At 60.4% G+C, this 23,764-nt stretch carries 21 protein-coding genes; 14 read left to right on the forward strand and 7 right to left on the reverse strand.

Going from position 1 to position 23,764, the window contains the following annotated elements:
* Position 1: 1 nt before the first annotated feature.
* A complete protein-coding gene (gene rloB, locus M1D78_RS09410) occupies positions 2-1,528 on the reverse strand; it encodes an osmotic stress tolerance membrane protein RloB (protein WP_437419513.1) in 1,527 nt (508 codons plus the stop codon).
* A 4-nt stretch (positions 1,529-1,532) separates the two neighbouring features.
* A complete protein-coding gene (gene rloA, locus M1D78_RS09415) occupies positions 1,533-2,069 on the reverse strand; it encodes a retropepsin-like aspartic peptidase RloA (protein ID WP_437419512.1) in 537 nt (178 codons plus the stop codon).
* A gap of 259 nt (positions 2,070-2,328) precedes the next feature.
* On the opposite strand from rloA, the gene M1D78_RS09420 reads away from it, so the two are divergent.
* From M1D78_RS09420 to prpF, 5 genes are all read left to right on the forward strand, one after another.
* Positions 2,329-3,051, forward strand: a complete 723-nt coding sequence (locus M1D78_RS09420) for a GntR family transcriptional regulator (protein ID WP_437419511.1) — start codon at positions 2,329-2,331, stop codon at positions 3,049-3,051.
* Complete coding sequence (gene prpB / locus M1D78_RS09425; protein WP_437419510.1) at positions 3,048-3,935, forward strand: methylisocitrate lyase; 888 nt, start codon at positions 3,048-3,050, stop codon at positions 3,933-3,935. The genes M1D78_RS09420 and prpB overlap by 4 nt, the downstream gene beginning before the upstream one ends.
* 67 nt (positions 3,936-4,002) lie before the next feature.
* On the forward strand, positions 4,003-5,130 hold the full coding sequence (prpC, locus tag M1D78_RS09430; protein WP_437419509.1) for a bifunctional 2-methylcitrate synthase/citrate synthase: 1,128 nt from the start codon (positions 4,003-4,005) through the stop codon (positions 5,128-5,130).
* Between the two features lie 61 nt (positions 5,131-5,191).
* On the forward strand, positions 5,192-7,795 hold the full coding sequence (acnD, locus tag M1D78_RS09435) for a Fe/S-dependent 2-methylisocitrate dehydratase AcnD (protein WP_437419508.1): 2,604 nt from the start codon (positions 5,192-5,194) through the stop codon (positions 7,793-7,795).
* Positions 7,796-7,911: 116 nt separating this feature from the next.
* Positions 7,912-9,099 carry a 2-methylaconitate cis-trans isomerase PrpF gene (gene prpF, locus M1D78_RS09440; RefSeq protein WP_437419507.1) on the forward strand — a complete coding sequence of 396 codons (1,188 nt, stop codon included), beginning with the start codon at positions 7,912-7,914 and terminating at the stop codon, positions 9,097-9,099.
* A gap of 93 nt (positions 9,100-9,192) precedes the next feature.
* Here the strand turns inward: prpF and ppsR are convergent, their stop codons facing one another.
* Positions 9,193-10,011, reverse strand: a complete 819-nt coding sequence (gene ppsR / locus M1D78_RS09445) for a posphoenolpyruvate synthetase regulatory kinase/phosphorylase PpsR (protein WP_437419506.1) — start codon at positions 10,009-10,011, stop codon at positions 9,193-9,195.
* Between the two features lie 156 nt (positions 10,012-10,167).
* Here ppsR and ppsA point away from each other — a divergent pair, with 156 nt between their 5' ends.
* From ppsA to M1D78_RS09480, 7 genes are all read left to right on the forward strand, one after another.
* Positions 10,168-12,540 carry a phosphoenolpyruvate synthase gene (ppsA, locus tag M1D78_RS09450; RefSeq protein ID WP_437419505.1) on the forward strand — a complete coding sequence of 791 codons (2,373 nt, stop codon included), beginning with the start codon at positions 10,168-10,170 and terminating at the stop codon, positions 12,538-12,540.
* Between the two features lie 126 nt (positions 12,541-12,666).
* Positions 12,667-13,155, forward strand: a complete 489-nt coding sequence (gene rraA, locus M1D78_RS09455; protein WP_437419504.1) for a ribonuclease E activity regulator RraA — start codon at positions 12,667-12,669, stop codon at positions 13,153-13,155.
* A gap of 69 nt (positions 13,156-13,224) precedes the next feature.
* Positions 13,225-14,220 carry a zinc transporter ZntB gene (locus tag M1D78_RS09460; RefSeq protein WP_437419503.1) on the forward strand — a complete coding sequence of 332 codons (996 nt, stop codon included), beginning with the start codon at positions 13,225-13,227 and terminating at the stop codon, positions 14,218-14,220.
* A 55-nt stretch (positions 14,221-14,275) separates the two neighbouring features.
* Positions 14,276-14,518, forward strand: coding sequence for a CrfX protein (locus M1D78_RS09465; RefSeq protein WP_437419502.1), 243 nt, complete (start codon positions 14,276-14,278; stop codon positions 14,516-14,518).
* Positions 14,519-14,520: 2 nt separating this feature from the next.
* Positions 14,521-15,351 carry a mechanosensitive ion channel family protein gene (locus M1D78_RS09470; RefSeq protein WP_437419501.1) on the forward strand — a complete coding sequence of 277 codons (831 nt, stop codon included), beginning with the start codon at positions 14,521-14,523 and terminating at the stop codon, positions 15,349-15,351.
* Positions 15,352-15,433: 82 nt separating this feature from the next.
* Positions 15,434-16,024: an RNA polymerase sigma factor SigX gene (gene sigX / locus M1D78_RS09475; protein WP_243605543.1), complete on the forward strand. Its 591-nt coding sequence runs from the start codon at positions 15,434-15,436 to the stop codon at positions 16,022-16,024.
* A 99-nt stretch (positions 16,025-16,123) separates the two neighbouring features.
* The gene (locus tag M1D78_RS09480; RefSeq protein ID WP_437419500.1) at positions 16,124-17,116 is read left to right on the forward strand and encodes an OmpA family protein; all 993 of its coding nucleotides are present in this window, start codon (positions 16,124-16,126) and stop codon (positions 17,114-17,116) included.
* 216 nt (positions 17,117-17,332) lie between these two features.
* Here M1D78_RS09480 and acnB read toward each other — a convergent pair whose 3' ends face one another.
* Complete coding sequence (acnB, locus tag M1D78_RS09485) at positions 17,333-19,942, reverse strand: bifunctional aconitate hydratase 2/2-methylisocitrate dehydratase (protein WP_437420357.1); 2,610 nt, start codon at positions 19,940-19,942, stop codon at positions 17,333-17,335.
* A gap of 389 nt (positions 19,943-20,331) precedes the next feature.
* Between acnB and M1D78_RS09490 the strand changes: the two genes are divergently transcribed.
* Complete coding sequence (locus M1D78_RS09490) at positions 20,332-20,796, forward strand: DUF1289 domain-containing protein (RefSeq protein WP_437419499.1); 465 nt, start codon at positions 20,332-20,334, stop codon at positions 20,794-20,796.
* Between the two features lie 8 nt (positions 20,797-20,804).
* On the opposite strand, the gene M1D78_RS09495 is transcribed toward M1D78_RS09490, so the two are convergent.
* Complete coding sequence (locus M1D78_RS09495) at positions 20,805-21,668, reverse strand: universal stress protein (protein ID WP_437419498.1); 864 nt, start codon at positions 21,666-21,668, stop codon at positions 20,805-20,807.
* 155 nt (positions 21,669-21,823) lie between these two features.
* On the opposite strand from M1D78_RS09495, the gene M1D78_RS09500 reads away from it, so the two are divergent.
* Positions 21,824-22,429, forward strand: coding sequence for a tRNA-(ms[2]io[6]A)-hydroxylase (locus M1D78_RS09500; protein WP_437420356.1), 606 nt, complete (start codon positions 21,824-21,826; stop codon positions 22,427-22,429).
* Position 22,430: 1 nt separating this feature from the next.
* On the opposite strand, the gene lpxH is transcribed toward M1D78_RS09500, so the two are convergent.
* Together lpxH and M1D78_RS09510 are read right to left on the reverse strand one after the other, a co-directional pair.
* Positions 22,431-23,156: a UDP-2,3-diacylglucosamine diphosphatase gene (gene lpxH / locus M1D78_RS09505; RefSeq protein WP_437420355.1), complete on the reverse strand. Its 726-nt coding sequence runs from the start codon at positions 23,154-23,156 to the stop codon at positions 22,431-22,433.
* A 3-nt stretch (positions 23,157-23,159) separates the two neighbouring features.
* Complete coding sequence (locus M1D78_RS09510) at positions 23,160-23,654, reverse strand: peptidylprolyl isomerase (RefSeq protein ID WP_437419497.1); 495 nt, start codon at positions 23,652-23,654, stop codon at positions 23,160-23,162.
* Positions 23,655-23,764 lie beyond the last annotated feature (110 nt).

Raw genomic sequence — 23,764 nt, forward strand, 5'->3', positions numbered from 1 at the left:
CTCAATCCTTCAGAAAGGCTTTGAATCGGAACAGCTCGGTCAGGCGGTAGCCGCGGTAGCGACCCATCGCCAGCATGAAGCCCACCATGATCAGCAACACGGCTGGGAACGTGAAGATGAAGTAGGTCAGCTCAGGCACGCTCATCAGCAGATGCGCGAGCGTGGCGGCGATCAGGGTGCCAACGGCGACCTTGAAGGCGTGACTGGCGCCGCGCTCTTCCCAGGTAATCGACAGGCGTTCGATGGTCATCGTCAGAATCACCATCGGGAACAGCGCCACGGACAGGCCGCGTTCTAGGCCCAGCTTGTGGCTGAGCAGGCTGATGACGGCGATCAGCACCACCACGAACGTCAGCACTACCGACAGACGCGGCAGCATCTGCAATTTGAGATGTTCCAGGTACGAGCGCAGTGAAAGCCCCAGCGCCGTAATTACGGTAAACAGGATGATGCCAAAGCCGAGCTGGGTTTCACGGAACGCCAAGGCGATCAGTACTGGTGTGAAAGTACCCAAGGTCTGGAGGCCACCGAGGTTGCGCAAGATCAGGATCACCAGGACGCCGATCGGAATCATGATCATGATCTGGTAGGTCTGCTGGGTCTGCAGTGGCAAGCCGTACAGCGAGTATTCGAGGAAGTCGGCGTCGGTATTTTCGTCGGTCAGCTTGGCCAGGCGGATGGCGTTCATCTCGCTGCTGTTGAGCGTGAAGGTCACCTGCGCATTACGGCCGCCCTCCAGGTTCAGCAGGGGCTCGTCACCCGTCCACCAGATCAGGCGGTCCTTGGGTAGACCCTGCTCGCCGGTTTCCGGGTTGAAGTAGAGCCATTTGTCTCCGTTGAAACTACGCAGCCAGAGTTCGGGGGATTGCGCCATATCGGCAGCCAGACGGATGGTGTGCACGCGCTCCATCGGCACGTGCGCAATGGACAGCAGCAGCTCGACCACGCGTGCCTTATTGGCAGTTGAGGCGTCGCCGCCGAGCAGCAATTTGACGTTGTCGTCGTTGGCGTTATTGGCGCGTTTGATGGCTTCGCTGATGAACGTCTCGACGTCGGCCGAGTGCTGGCGGATGGGCGAGAGCAGTGCTTCCGCCGCGATCTTCTCGGCACCTTCTACGGGAATGCTGTCTCGGAAGATTGGGCCGGTGGTCTTGGTCTGCTCGCCGCTGTAACGGCGCGTCAGTACCAGGCGGTAGTAGAGGGTCTGGTTGCCGTTGGCGCGACGTGCGGACCAGGTCACGCGGCGATTGCCCTCGGACCGGTTGATACTGACGCCGTAGTTGTTCGAGATGAAGCTCTCATTGAGGCTGACGAATTCCTGGGTCAGCGGCGGCACGTACATCTGCAGCTTGACCGGCTCGCGTGCATTGGTCTGGAACTCGATCTTGGCGTCGATGTTCCACAAATCGTCCGTCTCGTCCTCGGTCACGGGGATGCCGAGCACGAAGATCTGGTACGCCGTGATCGCGATTCCCAGCGTGACGAGCAGGAAAATCAAGACTTTGAGGTGCAGGGTCAGGGAGCGCATTGGGTTACTCGTCAGCGTCGGATTCGTTAATGCAGCCAGGCTTGCCGGCGGCGTAAGTAAGGCTTGGGTCGACCAGCGCGCCAAAGCGGGTAAGCGCATCGGAGCCAATCAGCAGTGGGTATTGGAATGCGCTTCGATCAGTGAGGTTCACTTCGATGCTGCGTCTCGCCGTGCCCATGCACAGATCCAGTTCCACGACCGGACGCGGTGTGTACGTCTTCTCCTCGTCCGGATCGAAGTCACCCGCGCGGCGCTTGATTTTGCTGATGCGCTGTAGCGGTAGTTCGATGGGGCGATCGTGTGCCTCGTCTATCGCAAGATAGAAGCGCACCCAGCGCTTGCCGTCGCGCTTGAAGCGTTCGATGTCCCGGGCGCTGAGCGATGCGGTCTGTGCACCGGTGTCGAGTTTGGCTGGAACCTCAAGGTCGAAATCCGGCAAGGCCACGTGCTCGTTCAGGCCGTAGATGGTCTTGTCGGCGGCATGAGAGAGCAGGGGGGCAGGCAGCAAGCACAACAGTAGGAGATAAGGTCTGACGCTCATAGATCCAGGCGTAGTCGAGTCGGAAGAAGCATGGGCGGAACAGCGGCTCATGAGCTTGAACGATCACGAACAGCGTACGCTGACCGCGGCAATACACCGCTGCATTCTAGCATGGCGATCCAGGGGTCGCGACACACCAGGTGCCTGGCGCGGGCAGGGTTGATCTTCGGTAAAGTGTCGACAGTATACGTTGGTATACATTGACGTGGCTCGGTCTCGTGGCTAGATTTCGCGAACTAAATCTGAAAGTGTCAACAATATGCTCGATGCGCTGATACCCCATTCGACGCTCTCGGCTGACAGCGGCACCCTGTCCGAGCACGTCTTTCGTTCGATCCAGGCGGCCATCATCCGCGGCGACATCGCGCCTGGCAGCAAGATATCGGAGCCTGAACTGGCCCGTACCTACGGCATTAGCCGCGGCCCCTTGCGTGAGGCGATTCACAGGCTCGAAGGTCAGAAGCTGCTGGTGCGGGTTCCGCATGTCGGTGCGCGCGTGGTGTCGTTGAGCCACGCCGAGCTCATTGAACTCTATGAAATCCGTGAATCGCTGGAGGGCATGGCATGCCGCCTCGCTGCAGAGCGCATGAGCGAGGCGGAGATCGACGAGTTGCGGCGCGTCCTTGATACCCATGAGCGCGACGAGGCCTTCCAGGCCGGGGTGGGCTATTACCAGCAGGAAGGGGACTTCGACTTCCACTACCGCATCATTCAGGGCAGCGGCAACCGCACCCTGACACGGATGCTCTGCAGTGAGCTGTACCAACTGGTACGGATGTACCGCATCCAATTCTCCACGACGCCTAACCGGCCCCGCCAGGCGTTCGCCGAGCATCACCGCATCCTCGATGCCATCGCTGACCGCGACGGTGAGCTGGCGGAACTGCTGATGCGCCGCCATATCTGCGCCTCGAAGCGCAACATCGAGCGCCATTACCTGGGTGCTCGCCAACAGACACCACAGACGAGAGGTGAGGCATGACACTCCCAACCCCAGGCCAGCGTTTTCGTGATGCGGTCGCCAGTGAACATCCGTTGCAGGTCGTCGGCGCGATCAATGCCAACCATGCATTGTTGGCCCAGCGTGCCGGCTTCAAGGCGATCTACCTCTCCGGCGGGGGCGTTGCGGCCGGCTCGCTGGGGCTACCAGACCTCGGCATCAGTGGGCTGGACGACGTGCTGACCGACGTCCGCCGCATTACCGATGTGTGCGACTTGCCGTTGCTGGTCGACGTGGACACCGGGTTCGGTGCTTCGGCATTCAACGTGGCCCGTACCGTCAAGTCGATGATCAAGTTCGGTGCGGCGGCGATCCATATCGAGGATCAGGTGGGCGCCAAGCGGTGCGGCCATCGGCCGAACAAGGAAATTGTCAGCCAGCAGGAAATGGTTGACCGGATCAAGGCCGCGGTCGATGCACGCACCGATGACAGCTTCGTGATCATGGCGCGAACCGATGCGTTGGCCGTGGAAGGCCTGGATGCGGCGCTTGAGCGGGCCCAAGCCTGCGTCGAGGCCGGTGCCGACATGGTCTTTCCCGAAGCGATCACCGAACTGGCAATGTACAAGCAGTTCGCCGAGCGCGTCGGTGCGCCGATCCTGGCGAACATCACCGAATTCGGCTCGACACCACTGTACACCACCGATGAGCTCGCCAGTGCTGACGTCTCGCTGGTCCTCTACCCGCTCTCGGCGTTCCGCGCGATGAACAAGGCAGCGGAGAACGTCTACACGGCCATTCGCCGCGACGGCACGCAGAAGAACGTGGTCGACACCATGCAAACCCGCATGGAGCTGTACGAGCGCATCAACTATCACGCATTCGAGCAGAGTCTCGATGCGCTGTTCGCACAGAAGAAAGGCTGAGGTCTACCTCGCTGATTCGAATGACTGACTTTGCAGTATCCAGAACAAATCCAAGAAGGAGAGAGCAATGGCTGAAGCAAAAGTATTGAGCGGTGCGGGGCTGCGCGGGCAGATCGCCGGGCAGACCGCATTGTGCACGGTGGGCAAGGAAGGCGCGGGTCTGACTTACCGTGGCTATGACGTCCGCGACCTTGCCGCGCAGGCCGAATTCGAGGAGGTCGCTCATCTGTTGTTCCATGGCGAGCTGCCGAATGCCGACCAGCTGGCGCGTTACAAGGCGCGGCTAAAGACGATGCGCGATCTGCCGCAGGCGCTCAAGGAGGTGCTCGAGCGCATTCCCGCGACCGCACATCCGATGGACGTGATGCGCACCGGCGCCTCCATGCTTGGCAACCTCGAACCCGAGCTGAGCTTCGATCAGCAGCGCGACGTGGCCGAGCGGCTGATGGCCGCCTTCCCGGCGATCATGTGCTACTGGTACCGCTACAGCCATGACAACCAGCGGATCGACTGCAACAGTGACGAGGACACGCTGGGCGGGCACTTCCTCGCGCTGTTGCATGGCAAGAAGCCGAGCGAGCTGCACGTGAAGGTCATAAACGTTTCGCTGATCCTGTACGCCGAGCACGAGTTCAACGCCTCGACCTTCACTGCACGCGTCTGCGCCTCGACGCTTTCCGACCTCTATTCGTGCGTGACCGGCGCAATCGGCTCGCTGCGCGGCCCGCTGCATGGTGGCGCAAACGAAGCGGCAATGGACATGATCGAGCAGTGGAAATCGCCGGAAGAGGCGGAGCAAGGCATCCTCGGCATGCTCGAGCGCAAGGACAAGATCATGGGCTTCGGTCATGCCATCTACAAAGAGTCTGACCCCCGCAACGAGGTGATCAAGGTCTGGGCGAAGAAGCTTGCCGACGAGGTGGGCGACACCGTGCTCTACCCGGTATCGGTCGCAGTCGACGAAACCATGTGGGCGCAGAAGAAGCTTTTCCCGAACGCTGACTTCTACCATGCCTCGGCGTACCACTTCATGGGCATTCCCACCAAGCTGTTCACCCCGATCTTCGTTTGCTCGCGGGTCACTGGCTGGGCGTCCCACGTGTTCGAACAGCGCAGCAACAACCGCATCATCCGGCCAAGCGCCGACTACATCGGCCCGGAGCAGCGCAAGGTCGTCCCGCTCGCCGAGCGTTGACGGGCAACGGGGAGCCCGAGCGCTCCCCGGACATGCACACACAGAATCGAGTCTTTCCGGCATGAATACAGAACACCGCAAACCTTTGCCCGGCACGCCGCTGGACTACTTCGACACCCGCGCCGCCATCGAGGCCATCCAGCCGGGTGCCTACGACACGCTGCCCTACACCTCGCGTGTACTGGCCGAGCAGCTGGTGCGTCGTTGCGATCCCGAACTACTGGGCGATGCGCTGCGGCAGATCGTCGAGCGTCGGCGCGACCTCGATTTTCCCTGGTATCCGGCGCGTGTGGTCTGCCATGACATCCTCGGGCAGACGGCGCTGGTGGACCTGGCCGGCCTGCGCGATGCCATCGCCGAGCAAGGCGGTGACCCGGCTAAGGTCAATCCGGTCGTACCGACTCAGCTGATCGTCGACCATTCGCTGGCGGTGGAGTACGCCGGCTTCGACCCCGAGGCGTTCGAGAAAAACCGGGCGGTCGAGGAGAGGCGCAACGAGGACCGTTTCCACTTCATCGAGTGGACCAAGACCGCGTTCAAGAACGTCGACGTGATCCCGGCTGGCAACGGAATCATGCACCAGATCAATCTGGAGAAGATGAGCCCGGTAATCCAGGCGCGCGGTGGCGTGGCCTTCCCGGATACCTGCGTCGGCACTGACTCGCACACTCCCCATGTCGATGCGCTGGGCGTAATCGCTATTGGCGTCGGGGGTCTGGAAGCCGAAACCGTGATGCTCGGCCTGCCGTCGATGATGCGCCTGCCGGACATCGTCGGTGTACGCCTGACCGGCAAGCGTCAGCCGGGCATTACCGCCACCGATATCGTCCTCGCGCTGACCGAGTTCCTACGCAAGGAGCGGGTCGTCGGCGCCTGGGTCGAGTTCTTCGGCGAGGGCGCCGACAGCCTGACCATCGGCGATCGCGCGACCATTTCCAACATGTGCCCGGAATACGGCGCCACCGCTTCGATGTTCTACATCGATCAGCAAACCATCGATTACCTCAAGCTGACCGGCCGCGAGCCGGAGCAGGTCGCGCTGGTCGAGCAGTACGCCAAGGAAACCGGCCTGTGGGCGACCGCCCTGGAAGGCGCCGAGTACGAGCGCGTGCTCGAATTCGACCTGTCCAGCGTGGTGCGCAACATGGCTGGCCCGTCCAACCCGCACAAGCGCCTGCCGACTTCGGCGCTGCACGAGCGCGGCATTGCCGACGAGGTCAAGCTGGCCGCAGCGCGTGCTGAAGAAGCCGAAGGTCTGTTGCCGGATGGTGCGGTGATCATCGCGGCCATCACCAGTTGCACCAACACCTCCAATCCGCGCAACGTGGTTGCGGCTGGTCTCCTGGCGAAGAAGGCCAATGAGCTGGGGCTGGCGCGCAAGTCCTGGGTGAAGACATCTTTCGCGCCAGGCTCCAAGGTCGCCAAGCTGTATTTGGAAGAGTCGGGGCTGCTGCCGGAGCTGGAGAAACTCGGTTTCGGCATCGTCGCTTATGCCTGCACCACCTGTAACGGGATGTCCGGCGCGCTGGATCCGAAAATCCAACAGGAAATCATCGACCGTGACCTGTATGCCACGGCAGTGCTGTCCGGCAACCGTAACTTCGACGGCCGCATCCACCCCTACGCCAAGCAGGCGTTCCTGGCCTCGCCGCCGCTGGTGGTGGCCTACGCCATCGCCGGCACCGTGCGCTTCGATATCGAACAGGACGTGCTGGGCACCGACAAGAACGGCAACCCGGTCACCCTGAAGGACCTCTGGCCATCCGACGAGGAGATCGACGCCATCGTCGCCGCGTCGGTCAAGCCGGAGCAGTTCAAGCAGGTCTACATCCCGATGTTCGACCTGGGCAACATCGAGGAAGCCAAGAGCCCGCTGTACGACTGGCGCCCGATGTCGACTTACATTCGCCGCCCGCCGTACTGGGAAGGTGCGCTGGCTAACGAGCGCACCTTGAAGGGCATGCGCCCGCTGGCGATCCTGCCGGACAACATCACCACCGATCACCTGTCACCCTCCAACGCCATCCTGCTGGATTCGGCCGCCGGGGAATACCTCGCCAAGATGGGCCTGCCGGAGGAGGACTTCAACTCCTACGCGACCCACCGTGGCGACCACCTGACCGCGCAGCGCGCGACCTTTGCCAACCCGCAGCTGGTCAATGAAATGGCCGTGGTCGATGGTCAGGTGAAAAAGGGTTCGCTGGCGCGTGTCGAGCCGGAAGGCAAGGTCATGCGCATGTGGGAAGCGATCGAAACCTACATGAACCGCAAGCAGAACCTGATCATTGTCGCCGGTGCCGACTACGGTCAGGGCAGCTCGCGTGACTGGGCGGCCAAGGGCGTGCGCCTGGCGGGTGTCGAAGTGATCGTGGCCGAAGGCTTCGAGCGTATTCATCGCACCAACTTGGTCGGCATGGGCGTGCTGCCGGTTGAGTTCAAGTCGGGCACCACGCGCCTGACCTTGGGCCTCGACGGCACCGAAACCTTCGATATCGAAGGCGATCTGTCGCCGCGCTGCGACCTGACCCTGGTCATTCACCACAAGAGCGGTGAAGAAACCCGTGTCCCGGTCACCTGCCGCCTCGACACTGCTGCCGAAGTCAGCGTGTATCAGGCTGGCGGCGTGCTGCAGCGCTTCGCCAAGGATTTCCTCGGTCAGGCTTGACCGTTCGGTCTCGTAGGGTGGATGGCGCTTTTTCCATCCACCGCATCAACCTCGCGGTGGATCGGTGAAACGCCGCCCACCCTACGGCCCATCCATTTCTTAGCCAGGACTCACTCATGGCTCATCAATCCCAGATCAAGATTCCCGCCACCTACATGCGTGGCGGCACCAGCAAGGGCGTGTTCTTTCGCCTGCAGGACCTGCCGCAGAGCTGCCAGGAGCCGGGCGCTGCACGCGACAAGCTGTTCATGCGCGTAATCGGCAGTCCCGATCCCTATTCGGTGCACATCGACGGCATGGGCGGCGCCACGTCCAGCACCAGCAAATGCGTGATTCTGTCCAAGAGCACCCGGCCCGATCATGACGTCGAGTACCTCTACGGCCAGGTGTCGATCGACAAGCCCTTCGTCGACTGGAGCGGCAACTGCGGCAACCTTTCAACCGGCGCCGGCGCCTTCGCGCTGCATGCTGGCCTGGTGGATGCCGATCGCATTCCGCAGAACGGCACCTGTGTGGTGCGGATCTGGCAGGCCAACATTGGCAAGACCATCATTGCCCACGTGCCGGTTGTCGACGGGCAGGTACAGGAAACCGGCGACTTCGAGCTGGACGGCGTGACCTTTCCTGCCGCCGAGATCGTGCTCGACTTCCTTGATCCCTCCGACGATGGCGAGGAGGGCGCTTCGATGTTCCCCACCGGCAACCTGGTCGACGATCTGGAGGTGTCCGGCATCGGCACGCTAAAGGCGACCATGATCAGCGCGGGCATCCCGACGGTTTTCGTCAATGCCGAGGACATCGGCTATCAGGGCACGGAGTTGCGCGAGGACATCAACGGCGACCCGGCGCAGCTCGCGCAGCTGGAGTCTATTCGTGTCGCTGGCGCGCTGCGCATGGGCCTGATCAAGACCGCGGCAGAGGCGCTGACCCGCCAACACACGCCGAAGGTTGCGTTCGTTTCGCCGCCGAAGAGCTATCGTGCGTCGTCCGGCAAGACCATTGAAGCGGGCGAGGTGGATCTGCTGGTTCGGGCACTGTCCATGGGCAAGCTGCACCACGCGATGATGGGTACTTGTGCCGTGGCCATCGGTACGGCGGCGGCCGTGCCGGGCACGCTGGTCAATCTTGCTGCAGGCGGCGGTGAACGCCACGCCGTGCGCTTCGGGCATCCGTCCGGCACGCTGCGCGTCGGAGCCGAGGCGAAACAGGTCGACGGCCAGTGGACCGTTACCAAGGCGATCATGAGTCGCAGCGCGCGAATATTGATGGAGGGTTGGGTGCGCGTGCCAGGCGACGCGTTCTGATGGACTTTCGAGCGCCGGCCAGTGAATTCTTCTAGCTGAAAAACGCAAAAAGTCCGCACCAAGCGGACTTTTTGTTGTCTAGCGAAGCGGCGGTTATTTGAGTCGACGTTCGACGCCTTTTTCCACGAGGATCTTTGCGGAGATTTCCTCGACAGAGAAATGGGTCGAGTTGATGTAGTTGATGTTCTCGCGACGGAAGAGATTCTCCACCTCGCGAACTTCGAACTCGCACTGAGCGAAACTGGCGTAACGACTGTTGGGTTTACGCTCGTGGCGAATGGCAGCGAGGCGGTCGGGGTCGATGGTCAGGCCGAACAGCTTGTCGCGATGCGTCTTGAGCGCGTTCGGCAGCTGCAGCCGCTCCATGTCGTCTTCGGTCAGCGGGTAATTCGCAGCGCGGATGCCGTACTGCATGGCCATGTACAGGCAGGTGGGCGTTTTGCCGCACCTGGATACGCCGACCAAAATGAGATCGGCCTTGTCGTAGTAGTGCGTACGGGCACCGTCATCGTTGTCCAGGGCGAAATTGACAGCGTCGATTCGCTCCATGTAGTTCGCGTTGTGGCTGATCGAGTGGGATTTACCCACGGAATAGGAGGAACGTGACATCAGCTCATGTTCCAACGGAGCAAGGAAAGACGAAAAGATGTCGATCATGAAGCCATTCGACTCGGCGAGAATGTCCCGAATCTCCTGGTTGACCAGCGTGTCGAAGATGATCGGCCGCGCCCCGTCGTTTTCCGCCGCCTTGTTTATTTGCTGTACCATTGCCCGCGCTTTTTCGGCCGTATCAATATACGGGCGGGTAAGTTTGGTGAAGCTGATCGTTTCGAACTGTGCCAACAAGCTCTGGCCAAGCGTTTCGGCCGTGATTCCGGTGCCGTCGGAGATAAAGAAAGCAGTTCGTTTCATTGCGCCTGGGACCTTAAGTCAAGAACGGTTCTCAGCTATAGTAGGCCCCTTCGCCGAGCCTCGATTGGCGGGCATTGTCACTCATTTCGCAGGGCCAGGCCACCGTGCTCCGGACGGGCACGAACCGAGTTTCCAACACAACGTGGAGAGATCACCTTGGTAGAGTACGTAGTTTCCCTCGATAAGCTCGGCAATCATGATGTTGAGCGTGTAGGGGGCAAGAACGCCTCCCTGGGCGAGATGATCAGCAACCTGGCAGGCGCCGGTGTATCGGTGCCAGGTGGTTTCGCCACTACGGCTCAGGCGTACCGTGATTTCATGGAGCTCAGCGGGCTGAACGAGCAGATACACGCGCTGCTCGATGCGCTGGACGTCGATGACGTCAATGCCCTTGCCAAAGCCGGCTCGCAGATTCGCGGATGGGTAATGGAAGCGGAGTTCCCGCCTCAACTCGACGCGGATATCCGCACTGCCTTCGCTGAAATGGCTGCCGGTAACGACAACATGGCAGTGGCCGTTCGCTCCTCAGCCACTGCGGAAGACTTGCCGGACGCGTCGTTCGCCGGGCAACAGGAAACGTTCCTCAATATCCGTGGCGTCGACAATGTTATCCGCGCCACCAAGGAAGTCTTCGCCTCCCTGTTCAACGATCGCGCTATCGCCTACCGCGTGCACCAGGGCTTCGACCACAAGCTGGTTGCGCTGTCAGCCGGCGTTCAGCGCATGGTGCGCTCTGAGACTGGCACCGCCGGCGTGATGTTCACCCTCGACACCGAGTCGGGTTTCCGCGACGTCGTCTTTATTACCGGTGCGTACGGTCTTGGCGAGACCGTTGTTCAGGGCGCAGTCAACCCAGACGAGTTTTACGTACACAAGCACACCCTGCAGTCCGGTCGGCCGGCGATCCTGCGCCGTAACCTCGGCAGCAAGGCGATCAAGATGGTCTATGGCGAAGAAGCCCGTGCCGGCAAGTCGGTCAAGACGGTCGACGTCGACCAGGCCGAGCGCATGCGTTTCTGCCTGACTGATGAAGAGGTCACTAATCTCGCCAAACAGGCGATGATCATCGAGCAGCACTACGGTCGTCCGATGGATATCGAATGGGCGAAAGATGGTGACGACAATCAGCTTTATATCGTCCAGGCCCGCCCGGAGACGGTGAAGAGCCGCAGCAGCGCCAATGTCATGGAGCGCTACTTGCTGAAGGAGAAGGGCAAGGTCCTGGTCGAGGGCCGAGCCATTGGTCAGCGCATCGGCGCCGGTCCGGTCAAGATCATTCGCGATGTTTCCGAGATGGACAGGGTCCAGCCGGGCGACGTCCTGGTTTCCGATATGACCGACCCGGACTGGGAGCCGGTGATGAAGCGCGCCAGCGCCATCGTTACCAACCGTGGCGGCCGGACCTGCCACGCCGCCATTATTGCGCGTGAGCTGGGTATTCCGGCCGTCGTCGGTTGCGGCAATGCCACTGAGCTGCTGAAGGACGGCCAGCGGGTAACGGTAACCTGTGCCGAGGGCGACACCGGTTTGATCTTCGAAGGCGAGCTGGGCTTCGACATTCGCCAGAACTCCATCGATGCCATGCCAGAGCTGCCGTTCAAGATAATGATGAACGTCGGCAACCCCGATCGTGCATTCGATTTCGCCCAGCTGCCGAACGAAGGCGTCGGCTTGGCCCGCCTCGAGTTCATCATCAACCGCATGATTGGCGTGCACCCGAAAGCGTTGCTGAACTTCGATGGGCTGCCTGCAGACATCAAGGGCAGCGTCGAGAAACGTATTGCCGGCTACGGCGATCCGGTCGATTTCTACGTCGAGAAGCTGGTCGAGGGTGTCAGCACGCTGGCGGCCGCGTTCTGGCCCAAAAAGGTCATCGTCCGGCTGTCTGACTTCAAGTCCAACGAATACGCCAACCTCATCGGCGGCAAGCTCTACGAGCCGGAAGAAGAAAACCCGATGCTCGGCTTCCGTGGTGCGTCGCGCTACATCAGCGACTCGTTCCGCGACTGTTTCGAGCTGGAATGTCGCGCGATGCGTAAGGTCCGCGACGAGATGGGCCTGACCAACGTTGAGTTGATGGTGCCCTTCGTACGGACTTTGGGTGAAGCGTCGCAGGTCATCGATATCCTTGGGCAGTTCGGCCTCAAGCGAGGCGAGAACGGGCTGCGGATCATCATGATGTGCGAACTCCCATCCAATGCGCTGCTGGCCGATGAGTTCCTCGAATACTTCGACGGATTTTCCATCGGCTCGAACGATATGACTCAGTTGGCGCTCGGTCTTGATCGCGATTCGGGCATCATCGCCCACTTGTTCGATGAGCGTAATCCAGCGGTCAAGAAGCTGCTGGCTAGTGCTATCGAGGCCTGTAACAAGGCTGGCAAGTACATCGGTATCTGCGGCCAAGGTCCATCCGACCATCCTGATCTGGCCAAGTGGCTGATGGAGCAGGGCATCGAGAGCGTCTCGCTGAACCCGGATTCGGTACTCGATACCTGGTTCTTCCTCGCCGATGCGGAGCTGAACTGAACTACCGTTCCGAGGCATGTACTGACCTCGGGCGGTCCCGATCCAGGCGCCGAGCTTCGCTCGGCGTTGCAGCTTCCTGCTCGTGGCTGCAGGAGCCGGTATCGCCAATTCTCTTAGGAGCGTCCCATGCAATACGTCACGCCCGATCTCTGCGACGCCTATCCAGATCTGGTCCAGGTCGTCGAGCCCATCTTCAGTAACTTTGGTGGCCGCGATTCCTTTGGTGGGCAGATCGTCACCATCAAATGTTTCGAGGATAACTCGCTCGTCAAGGATCAAGTCGAGTTGGACGGTTCCGGCAAGGTGATGGTTGTCGACGGTGGCGGATCCCTGCGCCGTGCACTGCTAGGCGACATGCTCGCCGAAAAGGCGGCGCGCAACGGTTGGGAAGGCCTAGTGGTTTACGGCTGCATTCGAGATGTCGATGTCATCGCTCAGACTGACCTGGGTGTTCAGGCATTGGCGACTCACCCCATGAAGACCGATAAGCGCGGCATTGGCGACCTGAATGTACCGGTCACTTTCTGTGGGGTGACCTTCCGTCCGGGCGAATACATCTACGCCGACAACAACGGCATCGTGGTCTCACCCGAGCCATTGAATATGCCGGAATAACCGGTGTTCGATCGCTCTCCGAGCCCGGCACTGCCGGGCTTTTTTACAGGCTAAACACATGCGACAGGTATGCAGTTGAGTCAGCTCGATCAGTCAGGATTGCTGCACGCTCTTGTGCTCGACGGGAAGGGTGGCGCACGCCAGGTTGGGTATGCGGATCTTGAGGCGCTGGAGCTGTCCGAGGCCGAAACCCTGTGGTTACATTGGGATCGCAGCGTGCCTGCCGCGCAGAAGTGGTTGCGCCAAGCCAGTGGGCTGAGTGGCTTTGTCTGCGACGTCTTGCTGGAAGAAAATACGCGACCCCGTCTGCTTAACCTACCCGACGACGAGCTGTTGCTCTTTCTGCGGGGTGTCAACCTCAATCCGGACGCCGAACCCGAAGATATGGTGTCGCTTCGTGTTTTCGCGGATGCCCGCCGCGTCATCTCGTTGCGTTTGCGACCGCTGCGCTCTACTGAGGTCGTTCGCGCCCAACTGGTCGAGGGAGCTGGACCGCGGACCTCGTCAGAAGTGTTGCTGGGCTTGGCCGACGCGCTCACCGAGCGTGTCGACGATCTGGTTAACACCTTGAGCGAGCGGCTGGATGGAGAGGAGGAGCGGGTGGAGGCCGACGAGCGCTACACGCCGCCGCAGGACAAGCTGCTCGCCCTGCGCCGCCAAGCGGCCAGCCTGCGCCGCTTCCTGCTGCCTCAGCGCGAGATTTACGGCCAGCTGACGCGTCATCGTCTGCCTTGGTTCGTTGCCGACGATACCGACTACTGGAACGAGTTGAGCAACCGCTTGATTCGCTATCTGGAAGAGCTGGAACTGATCCGCGAGCGAATCAACCTGGTGCTCGAAGCGGAAGAGCGGCGCATGCGCGAGCGGATGAACCGCACCATGTACCTGCTCGGTATCATCACTGGCTTCTTCCTGCCGTTGAGCTTTATCACCGGCCTCTTAGGCATCAACGTCGGCGGCATTCCAGGCGCTGAGTATCCGCTCGGTTTCGCGGCGGTTTGCGGGATCATCCTGGCAGTTGCCGGTTTCCAGTGGTGGCTGTTTCGCCGGCTGAAGTGGGTATAAGTGTGACTGCTTCCTCCCGTATGCCGTCTAGATGTGACATTCACGCGAGGTAATCATGCGCGATCCCTTCGAAGAGTCGCTGCGAGATCTACTCAATACTCAATCGGTACGCGATGACGAGGCCTGCCTCGACCGCGTGCTTAAAACCGCCAACCGTCAGGTGGGTGCTGGTGACCTGTTCGGCTTGATGGGGCATTGGCTCCAGGCGGCAATGATCGCTCTGAGCGGCAGCGCCTCGACAAAGTCCGTCGCTGCGCGCCGCAACCGTTCCCGTTCCACTATCGATAAGGCTGATTGAACATGGATATCGATCCCTGGAGCCAGAGTTTGTTTGGTGCGATGAGTGCGCTTTGGACGCCCATCGCTGCGTTCATACCACGACTGTTCGGTGCTTTGTTGGTCCTTGCGATCGGTTTGGTCGTGGCGAAAATTCTTGACGCGCTGCTGTCGAAGCTCCTCGCCAAGGTCGGCCTTGATCGCCTGGTTGCCGGTACCGGTGTGACCAAGCTGCTGGTCCGTGCCGGAATTCGCCTGCCGGTTTCGGCGCTGATCGGCAAGATTGTCTACTGGTTCGTGCTGCTGGTATTTCTTGTTTCGGCGGCTGAGTCGCTGGGTCTTGCCCGCGTGTCGGCAACCCTCGACATGCTTGCACTGTACGTTCCGAAAGTCTTTGGCGCCGCCGCGATTCTGCTTGCAGGGGTCCTGCTTGCCCAGCTCGTCAACGGCTTGGTGCGTGGGGCGGCAGAGGGCGTGGGGCTGGAGTACGCGAGCGGTCTGGGGCGAATCGCGCAGGGGCTGGTCATCATCATCAGCATATCCGTGGCGATCGGCCAGTTGGAGGTCAAGACCGAGCTGCTCAACTATGTGATCGCCATCGCCCTGATCTCCGTGGGCCTCGCTGTGGCACTGGCCTTTGGTCTCGGCAGTCGTGAGCTGGTTAGTCAAATTCTGGCTGGCATCTATGTGCGTGAGCTTTACGAGGTTGGGCAGCGCATCCGGTTGGAGTCGTTGGGCCTCGACGGCGAAATAGAAGAGATTGGAACGGCCAAGACATTGCTGCTGACCGATGACGGCGAATTGGTTTCGGTGGCTAACCGTGTACTGTTGGAGCAGCGCGTGGGCAGCCGTTAGGCCGGGTAATCTGTTAAAGTGCGCCGCCCCGATTCCTGTTTCCATATCGGCGTTTGCTACCCGACCGTCGGCTCGAAGTGTCTTGACCAAAGCCCAGCCTCTCGCCATGAACTATGACCCCCGCCAGCTATCCGATGAGGAGCTGGTGCAGCGCGCGCATACCGAACTGTTTCATATAACCCGGGCATATGAAGAGCTGATGCGGCGATATCAACGCACGTTGTTCAATGTGTGCGCCCGTTATCTGGGAAATGACCGGGACGCGGATGATGTATGTCAGGAAGTGATGTTGAAGGTGTTATATGGCCTCAAGAATTTCGAGGGTAAGTCCAAATTCAAGACATGGCTATATAGCATTACTTACAACGAGTGCATCACCCAATATAGGAAGGAACGGCGTAAACGCCGTTTGCTCGATGCCCTGAGCCTGGATCCGTTGGAAGAGGCGTCCGAGGAAAAGGCTCCGGTAATCAATGACAAAGGGGGGTTGGATAGATGGCTCGTCCACGTCAACCAAATAGATAGGGAAATTCTAGTTTTGCGCTTTGTCGCGGAACTGGAGTTTCAGGAAATTGCCGACATTATGCACATGGGTTTAAGCGCAACGAAGATGCGGTATAAACGGGCGCTGGATAAACTGCGTGAAAAATTTTCCGGTATTGCTGAAACTTAAGCGCTGATGGTTGTCGTATTGGTAGCGAACAGCGTTGGCTTACAGTTAACCGGTTTCCTTAGATTGTTCTGATTCTAACCACCAGATGGGGATTTACGGATGAAGCTTAAAAACACCTTGGGCGTTGCCATTGGCTCCTTGGTCGCCGCCACTTCTCTCAGCGCGCTGGCCCAAGGCCAGGGTGCCGTAGAGGTGGAAGCCTTCGGTAAGCATTACTTCACCGATAGCTCGCGCGATGTCCAGCGTGACGGCGAACTGTACGGAGCTGGCGTTAGCTACTTCCTGACAGACGACGTTTCCTTGGGCCTGTCCTACGGCGAATACCATGACCTGACCTCCAAGGATCCGGTCGGCGTAGATGGCCACAAAAACATCAAGGGTAGCCTGACGTCCCTCGATGCGACCTACCATTTCGGCGAGCCAGGCGTCGGCCTGCGTCCCTACGTATCGGCTGGTGCAGCTCACCAGAGCATTGGCCAGGCCAATCGCAGCGGTCGTAACCATAGCACCTTTGCCAACGTCGGCACGGGCGTGAAGTACTACTTCACCGAGAACTTCTTCGCCAAGGCCAGCGTCGACGGCATGTATAACATCGATGCTGACGAAGCCGAGTGGATGGCAGGCGTAGGTGTTGGCCTCAACTTCGGTGGTGGCGCCCAACAGCAGGTCGCTCAGGTCGAGCCGACTCCTGAGCCGGCACCGGCGCCGATCGTCGACACCGAGCCAGAGCCGGAGCCGGAGCTCGTTCGCGTCGAACTCGACGTCAAATTTGACTTCGATCGTGCCCAGGTGCGTCAGGAAAGCTACAGCGACATCAAGAACCTGGCTGACTTCATGCAGCAGTACCCGCAGACCAGCACGACGGTAGAAGGTCACACCGACTCCGTTGGTACTGACCAGTACAACCAGCGTCTGTCTGAGCGCCGTGCTCAGGCTGTCCGCGAGGTTCTGGTCAATCAGTACGGCGTCGAAAGCCAGCGCGTCGACTCGGTCGGCTACGGCGAAACCCGCCCGGTTGCTGACAACAGCACCGAGGAAGGTCGTCAAATCAACCGTCGCGTAGAAGCAGAGGTTGAAGCGCAGGTTCGTTGATCCGACCTGAGCTGATAAAAAAGCCCGGCACTGCCGGGCTTTTTTATGCCCGCCCGTTCGACTACCAGGCCGTGTGTTGCGATGTGATGGTGGGTTTTCGTTGAGGCGCTTGGGATGACAGCAGACTGATCGCTACGCAGCCAATGTGGCGCCGATCTTGGATTGAGCCAAAGAAAAAGCCCGCCGAAGCGGGCTTTTTCGTGACAACGCTTTTGCTTACACAGCTACCACGTCGATCTTGGCCTTGGCTGCTGATTCGCGGAACTCAGCAATCTGGTCGAAGCTCAGGTAGCGGTAGACATCAGCCGCCATGGTGTCAATTTGCGCTGCGTAGGTCATGTACTCCTCGACGGTCGGCAGGCGACCCAGGATCGAGGCGACAGACGCCAACTCGGCAGAAGCCAGGTAGACGTTGGTGGCATCGCCCAGACGGTTCGGGAAGTTACGGGTCGAAGTCGAGACGACGGTCGAGCCGGTTTCCACGCGGGCCTGGTTACCCATGCAGAGCGAGCAGCCCGGCATTTCCAGTCGTGCACCGGCGCGGCTGTAGATACCGTAATAACCTTCCTCAGTCAGCTGGTGCTGGTCCATCTTCGTCGGCGGGGACAGCCACAGACGGGTCGGCAGCGAGCCATCGACCTTGTCCAGCAGCTTACCGGCGGCGCGGAAATGGCCAATGTTGGTCATGCATGAACCGATAAAGACTTCATCGATCTTCTCGCCCTGAACGCTGGACAGCAGGCGAGCGTCATCCGGGTCGTTCGGCGCACACAGGACCGGCTCCTTGACCTCGGACAGGTCGATCTCAATGACCTCGGCGTACTCTGCGTCAGCATCGGCAGCCAGCAGCTGCGGGTTGGCCAGCCAGGCTTCCATCGCCTGAGCGCGGCGCTCCAAGGTGCGCGCATCGCCGTAGCCTTCGCTGATCATCCAGCGCAGAAGGGTGATGTTCGACTTCAGGTATTCGGCAATCGCCGCTTCCGGCAGTTTGATGGTGCAACCAGCGGCGGAGCGCTCGGCGGACGCATCGGACAGCTCGAACGCTTGTTCTACGGTCAGCTCGTTCAGGCCTTCGATCTCGAGGATACGGCCGGAGAAGATGTTCTTCTTGCCCTTCTTCTCGACGGTCAGCAGACCCTTCTGGATGGCGTAGTAGGGGATCGCATGCACCAGATCGCGCAGGGTAATGCCAGGCTGCATCTTGCCCTTGAAGCGCACCAGTACCGATTCCGGCATATCCAGCGGCATCACGCCGGTGGCAGCGGCGAAGGCAACCAGGCCGGAACCGGCCGGGAAGGAAATGCCCATCGGGAAGCGGGTGTGCGAGTCACCACCGGTACCGACAGTGTCCGGCAGCAGCATGCGGTTCAGCCAGCTGTGGATGATGCCGTCACCTGGACGCAGGGAAACACCACCGCGGGTCATGATGAAGTCCGGCAGGGTGTGATGGGTAGTGACGTCGATCGGCTTCGGATAGGCCGCGGTGTGGCAGAACGACTGCATGACTAGGTCAGCGGAGAAGCCCAGGCAAGCCAGGTCTTTCAGCTCGTCGCGCGTCATCGGGCCCGTAGTGTCCTGGGAGCCGACGGTGGTCATCTTCGGCTCGCAGTAGGTGCCCGGACGCACGCCTTTGCCTTCCGGCAGACCGCAGGCGCGACCCACCATCTTCTGGGCCAGGGTGTAGCCCTTATTGCTCTCAGCCGGCGCTTCCGGCTTCTTGAACAGATCGGACGGGCCCATGCCCAGCTCGGCACGTGCTTTTTCGGTCAGACCGCGCCCAATGATCAGCGGAATACGGCCGCCGGCGCGGACTTCGTCGAGCAGGACGTCGGTTTTCAGCTGGAAAGTGGTGACCAGCTCTTCGCTGCCGTGGCGACGGACCTCGCCCTTGTACGGGTAGACGTCGATCACATCGCCCATGGCCAGGTCCGAGCAATCGAACTCGATTGGCAGGGCGCCTGCGTCTTCCATGGTGTTGTAGAAGATCGGTGCGATCTTGGTACCGAAGCAGAAGCCGCCGGCCCGCTTGTTCGGCACGTTCGGGATGTCATCGCCGAAGAACCACAGTACCGAGTTGGTAGCGGATTTGCGCGAAGAGCCGGTGCCGACCACGTCGCCAACGTAGGCAACCGGGAAGCCCTTGGTCTTGAGTTCTTCCATCTGCTTGAGCGGGCCAACCGAACCGGGGACGTCGGGGTTGATGCCGTCACGAGCCATTTTCAGCATGGCCAGGGCATGCAGCGGGATGTCCGGACGGGACCAGGCGTCTGGCGCCGGCGACAGGTCGTCGGTGTTGGTTTCGCCAGCGACCTTGAAGACCGTCAGGGTCACTTTTTCAGCGACCGGTGCGCGATTCTTGAACCACTCGCCTTCGGCCCAGGATTGCAGAACGGCCTTGGCATTGGCGTTGCCAGCCTTGGCTTTCTCGGCGACGTCATGGAAGGCGTCGAACATCAGCAGGGTGTGCTTCAGTTGCTGCGCCGTGGTATCGGACAGTTCCGGGTCGTCCAGCAGTTCGACCAGCGTGACGATGTTGTAACCGCCTTGCATGGTGCCCAGCAGCTCGACGGCGTGTTGCTTGCTGATCAGCGGCGAGGAGGCTTCACCCTTGGCGATGGCGGCCAGGAAGCCGGCCTTGACATAGGCGGCTTCGTCCACGCCCGCCGGAACGCGGTTAGTGATCAGATCGAGGAGAAATTGTTCTTCGCCAGCTGGCGGATTCTTCAGAAGTTCGACCAGGCCTGCGGTCTGCTCGGCGTTCAGCGGCTGGGGCACGACGCCCTGGGCGGCACGCTCTTCTACGTGTTTGCGATAGGCTTCAAGCACAGTTATTACCCTCATCAGTGGTCCCTTGGGTGTCTCGGGACGCGCATCCGGAAGCTGTTTTCAAAGTTTTACGCCGGGCCGTGCCGGGTGCGCAGTGAGAGGGGATATGCGCACCCGATAATGCCGGTTCAACTGTGCTCGTGACGCTTTGAAAACAGCTTCTCTCGGATCGTGGCGCCGAAAACGGCGGGCCGATTCTACTGGAATGGGCTCGCAAAGTTAAGCACAAGGCCGCTGCGCCATCGCGGCCCGCTTGCTTTTCGAGGCTGGCGTTTGCCTCGCCAGGGGCCGTGGCTGTCGGGCGGTTGGCTGCCATGTCGCGCATTGCGCCGTGACCCGGCTTGGACAAAAGTCTAAGATGCACCGCCGTCGTCCAAACCTGCTTCGTCATGTCCAATCAGCGCATCAAAACACCTTGTGTCGGCTTGTGTTCCACCGTCTACGGCGATGTGGTCTGCCGTGGCTGCAAGCGCTTCCATCATGAGGTGGTGAACTGGAACGCCTACGATGAGACGAGCAAGCGGTCGGTCTGGCGGCGGCTGGAGCAACTGCTCGCGCAGGTGATGATGGCCAAGATCGAGATATTCGATGCCGAGCTACTGCGTCGTCAGCTGGAGGCGCGGCAAATTCGATTCGTTGCGGAGCAATCCCCGTATTGCTGGGCTTACCAGCTCATCGCCCGTGGTGCCCGTCTGATCCAGCAGCTCGAGGCGTACGGCGTCGTGCTCTTGCCCGAGTTTCGCGAATGGGATTTGCCAGACCTGCGTGACGCGGTGGATCGGGAGTTCTTCCTGCTCTCAGAAGCCCACTACCATCGCTACATAGCGCCCGGTTTGGTTTCGTTGGCCGAGTAGGCAGGCCTTCAGCGCTGGGCTACCAATTGTTCGAGGTGGCCGATGATGTCGTCGGGCTTGAGAACCAGCACGTCGCTTTCCAGCGCATCGAGTACGACTTCAGCAGTGTTGCCCATCAAGGCGCCGGAAAACCCGGTCCGTGCGACGGTCCCGATCACGGTAACGACTGCATTCAGTTGATGGCAGACGCGCGGGATCAAGGCGTCGGCAGGACCCTCTTGGATGTGTAACTGGCCGTCCGGGATGTTGAAGTCGGCCTGGAACTGCTTGCACGCGTTCCGGTAGCGCGCCTCTATCGTTTCCTTCAATTGGAAGGCCGGGTCCGCAGCCGATAGCATGGCGGTCGGATGAGCGCTGATGACATGCAGATTGCCCTCGGCCAGCGCGGCGATTTGATGGCCGTGGTGAATGATCGAGGCATGCAAGGTGCGGTGTTCGCTATCGGCATTGCCGACATCGACGGCGGCCAGCACATTACCGCCGGACCAAGGTGCTTCGGTCTTCACCATCAGCACCGGGCACGGGCAGTAGCGCATTAGCTTCCAGTCATCTGGAGTCAGCAGAGTGCGTTTTAGTGCGCTGTCCGGCACGTGTTGCTTGATTACGAGGCCGCAGCCTTCGGCCTGCTGAACCGCGATGACCGTCTGGTGCAGGTTATGCAACCAGCTTTGTTGAGTGCTGACTGTAAGTCCCTGGTCTTCCATCGCCTGGCGGACTCGGTTGAGGTAGGGGGTATGGTCGGCCTTGCTGTCGCACGCGAGCAGGTGCAGGCGGGCCTGGCTGAGGCTGGCGATCAGGCGTGCACGTTTCAGCGCCAGGTCATCCGGCTGATGGGGATCGACTACCACGAGGATGCAGCGAAGGGCTTGCATGATCGGCTCCTTGGTCCAGCGGCGTATCGTCACTATAGACAAGCGATGCACCGTTGAATCTGACGCACGTCAAATCAACCTGGCCGTTCCGGAAGGCCCCCGTATAATGCGCGGCTCGAAACGACTGCCTATTTCTTATGCGAACTGCCGATCCGATGCTGCCAGAACTCAACGATTTTCTTGGATGTGCCACGCCTCAAGCCTGGATCGACGTGGCGCTTCAGAATCAGGACGTGATGCTGATTGACCATGGCAATTGCGAGAAGAAGGCAGCCGGTACGGCGTTTCAGTTGATGTTTCGATACGTCGACAAGCCTGATCTGCAAAACAAGATGTCGCGTCTTGCACGTGAGGAGTTGCGGCATTTCGAACAGGTGCTTTCAATCCTGCGAAAGCGCGACATTGCGCTGCGCAACGTGGGCTCTTCACGCTACGCGGCGGGGCTGCGGGCGCTGGCTCGCAACGCTGAGCCCTATCGCCTGACTGACACGCTGGTGATCGGTGCCTTCATCGAGGCGCGATCGTGCGAGCGTTTTGCCGCGCTTGTGCCGCATCTTGACGAGGAGCTGGGGCGCTTCTACCACGGCTTGTTGAAATCGGAAGCCAGGCATTTCCAGGATTACCTGAAGCTCGCGTACCTGTACGGGGACGCTGCGGACATCGATGGGATGATCGAACGTTTCCGTGAGAAAGAACGTGAGCTGATCGAGAGCCCGGATGAGGCGTTCCACTTCCATAGCGGCGTGCCGCTGGCTGGTTGATTCAGCCCAGCGGGAAAGGTGCCTGGTGTGCGCCGGACGCGTCTATCTGTAGCGCCCAGCCCTGGCGGTCCCAATCGCCCAGCACGATACGCCTGGCTGGCCGGCCGTCGAGTTGCAATGGGTGTATGGCCGGGCGGTGCGTATGCCCGTGGATGAGTGTACTCACCTGATAGCGCTGCATGACCTCGGTCACTTCTTCGGGCGTGACGTCGACGATGTCGCTCGCCTTCATCCTCGTCTCGGTCTTGCTGGTCGAGCGCAGCTTCCCGGCAAGCTGCTGTCGCTTGGCGAGGGGCAGGCGGTGCAGAAGGAACAGGCTGATCGGATTACGTAGCCAGCGCTTGAGCCGCATGTAGCCTTCATCGCGGGTGCAGAGGCTATCCCCATGCATCAGCAAGACGCGTTCCCCGCCGAGGTGGGCGACATGCGGATCCACGAGCAAGGTGCAACCAGCTTGGCGACAAAAGCGCTTGCCTATCATGAAGTCGCGGTTGCCGTGCATCAGGTAGAGCTTCGTGCCACGTTCGCTCGTTGCCTTAAGCGCCTCCGCGATGCCTGTTTGAAACGCGGTCATTCCGTCATCGCCGACCCAGACCTCAAAGAAGTCGCCGAGGATATACAGCGCCTCGGCCTGGCTCGCGCGCTCGTCCAAGAACCGAAGAAACGCCCGGGCTATGTCCGGGCGTTCTTCTTCGAGATGCAGATCGGAAATCAGCAGAATCAACAGACGTTACTCGACGAGTTCGGCCTTCTCGATGATGACGTCCTCGACTGGCACGTCCTGATGGCCCGACTTCATGGTCGTGGGCACGGCCTTGATCTTTTCGACCACATCCATGCCCTCCACGACCTGGCCGAACACGGCATAGCCCCAACCTTGGACCGTTGGCGCGGTGTGGTCGAGGAAATCGTTGTCCTTCACGTTGATGAAGAATTGCGCGGAGGCCGAGTGAGGCTCCATGGTGCGGGCCATGGCGAGTGTGCCGGTCTTGTTGGACAAACCGTTGTTTGCCTCGTTCTTGATCGGTGCGCGGGTGGCTTTCTGCTTCATGCCCGGCTCGAAACCGCCGCCCTGGATCATGAAGTTACTGATCACGCGATGGAAAACAGTGCCGTCGTAGTGACCGCTCTTTACATACTCCTTGAAGTTGGCTGCGGTTTCCGGAGCTTTGTCTTCGAACAATTCGACCGAGATGACGCCATGGTTGGTATGCAGTTTGATCATTGAAGCCTTCCTTATCGGATGAATAATCGCGTCGGCGCTTGATGCGGCAGGCACGGTAATGAACTTCGCCGCAGCAGAGGCAGGCGCGGCCGGCCGCGTGGCTCTGTCAG

The sequence above is a fragment of the Pseudomonas sp. SA195 genome (assembly GCF_054131565.1).

What these genes read in the sequence shown, in the direction of transcription:
- rloB (WP_437419513.1), bottom strand. Translation starts at nt 1,528, where the DNA reads ATGCGCTCCCTGACCCTGCACCTCAAAGTCTTGATTTTCCTGCTCGTC.
- rloA (WP_437419512.1), bottom strand. Translation starts at nt 2,069, where the DNA reads ATGAGCGTCAGACCTTATCTCCTACTGTTGTGCTTGCTGCCTGCCCCC.
- M1D78_RS09420 (WP_437419511.1), top strand. Translation starts at nt 2,329, where the DNA reads ATGCTCGATGCGCTGATACCCCATTCGACGCTCTCGGCTGACAGCGGC.
- prpB (WP_437419510.1), top strand. Translation starts at nt 3,048, where the DNA reads ATGACACTCCCAACCCCAGGCCAGCGTTTTCGTGATGCGGTCGCCAGT.
- prpC (WP_437419509.1), top strand. Translation starts at nt 4,003, where the DNA reads ATGGCTGAAGCAAAAGTATTGAGCGGTGCGGGGCTGCGCGGGCAGATC.
- acnD (WP_437419508.1), top strand. Translation starts at nt 5,192, where the DNA reads ATGAATACAGAACACCGCAAACCTTTGCCCGGCACGCCGCTGGACTAC.
- prpF (WP_437419507.1), top strand. Translation starts at nt 7,912, where the DNA reads ATGGCTCATCAATCCCAGATCAAGATTCCCGCCACCTACATGCGTGGC.
- ppsR (WP_437419506.1), bottom strand. Translation starts at nt 10,011, where the DNA reads ATGAAACGAACTGCTTTCTTTATCTCCGACGGCACCGGAATCACGGCC.
- rraA (WP_437419504.1), top strand. Translation starts at nt 12,667, where the DNA reads ATGCAATACGTCACGCCCGATCTCTGCGACGCCTATCCAGATCTGGTC.
- M1D78_RS09460 (WP_437419503.1), top strand. Translation starts at nt 13,225, where the DNA reads ATGCAGTTGAGTCAGCTCGATCAGTCAGGATTGCTGCACGCTCTTGTG.
- M1D78_RS09465 (WP_437419502.1), top strand. Translation starts at nt 14,276, where the DNA reads ATGCGCGATCCCTTCGAAGAGTCGCTGCGAGATCTACTCAATACTCAA.
- M1D78_RS09470 (WP_437419501.1), top strand. Translation starts at nt 14,521, where the DNA reads ATGGATATCGATCCCTGGAGCCAGAGTTTGTTTGGTGCGATGAGTGCG.
- M1D78_RS09480 (WP_437419500.1), top strand. Translation starts at nt 16,124, where the DNA reads ATGAAGCTTAAAAACACCTTGGGCGTTGCCATTGGCTCCTTGGTCGCC.
- M1D78_RS09490 (WP_437419499.1), top strand. Translation starts at nt 20,332, where the DNA reads ATGTCCAATCAGCGCATCAAAACACCTTGTGTCGGCTTGTGTTCCACC.
- M1D78_RS09495 (WP_437419498.1), bottom strand. Translation starts at nt 21,668, where the DNA reads ATGCAAGCCCTTCGCTGCATCCTCGTGGTAGTCGATCCCCATCAGCCG.
- M1D78_RS09500 (WP_437420356.1), top strand. Translation starts at nt 21,824, where the DNA reads ATGCTGCCAGAACTCAACGATTTTCTTGGATGTGCCACGCCTCAAGCC.
- M1D78_RS09510 (WP_437419497.1), bottom strand. Translation starts at nt 23,654, where the DNA reads ATGATCAAACTGCATACCAACCATGGCGTCATCTCGGTCGAATTGTTC.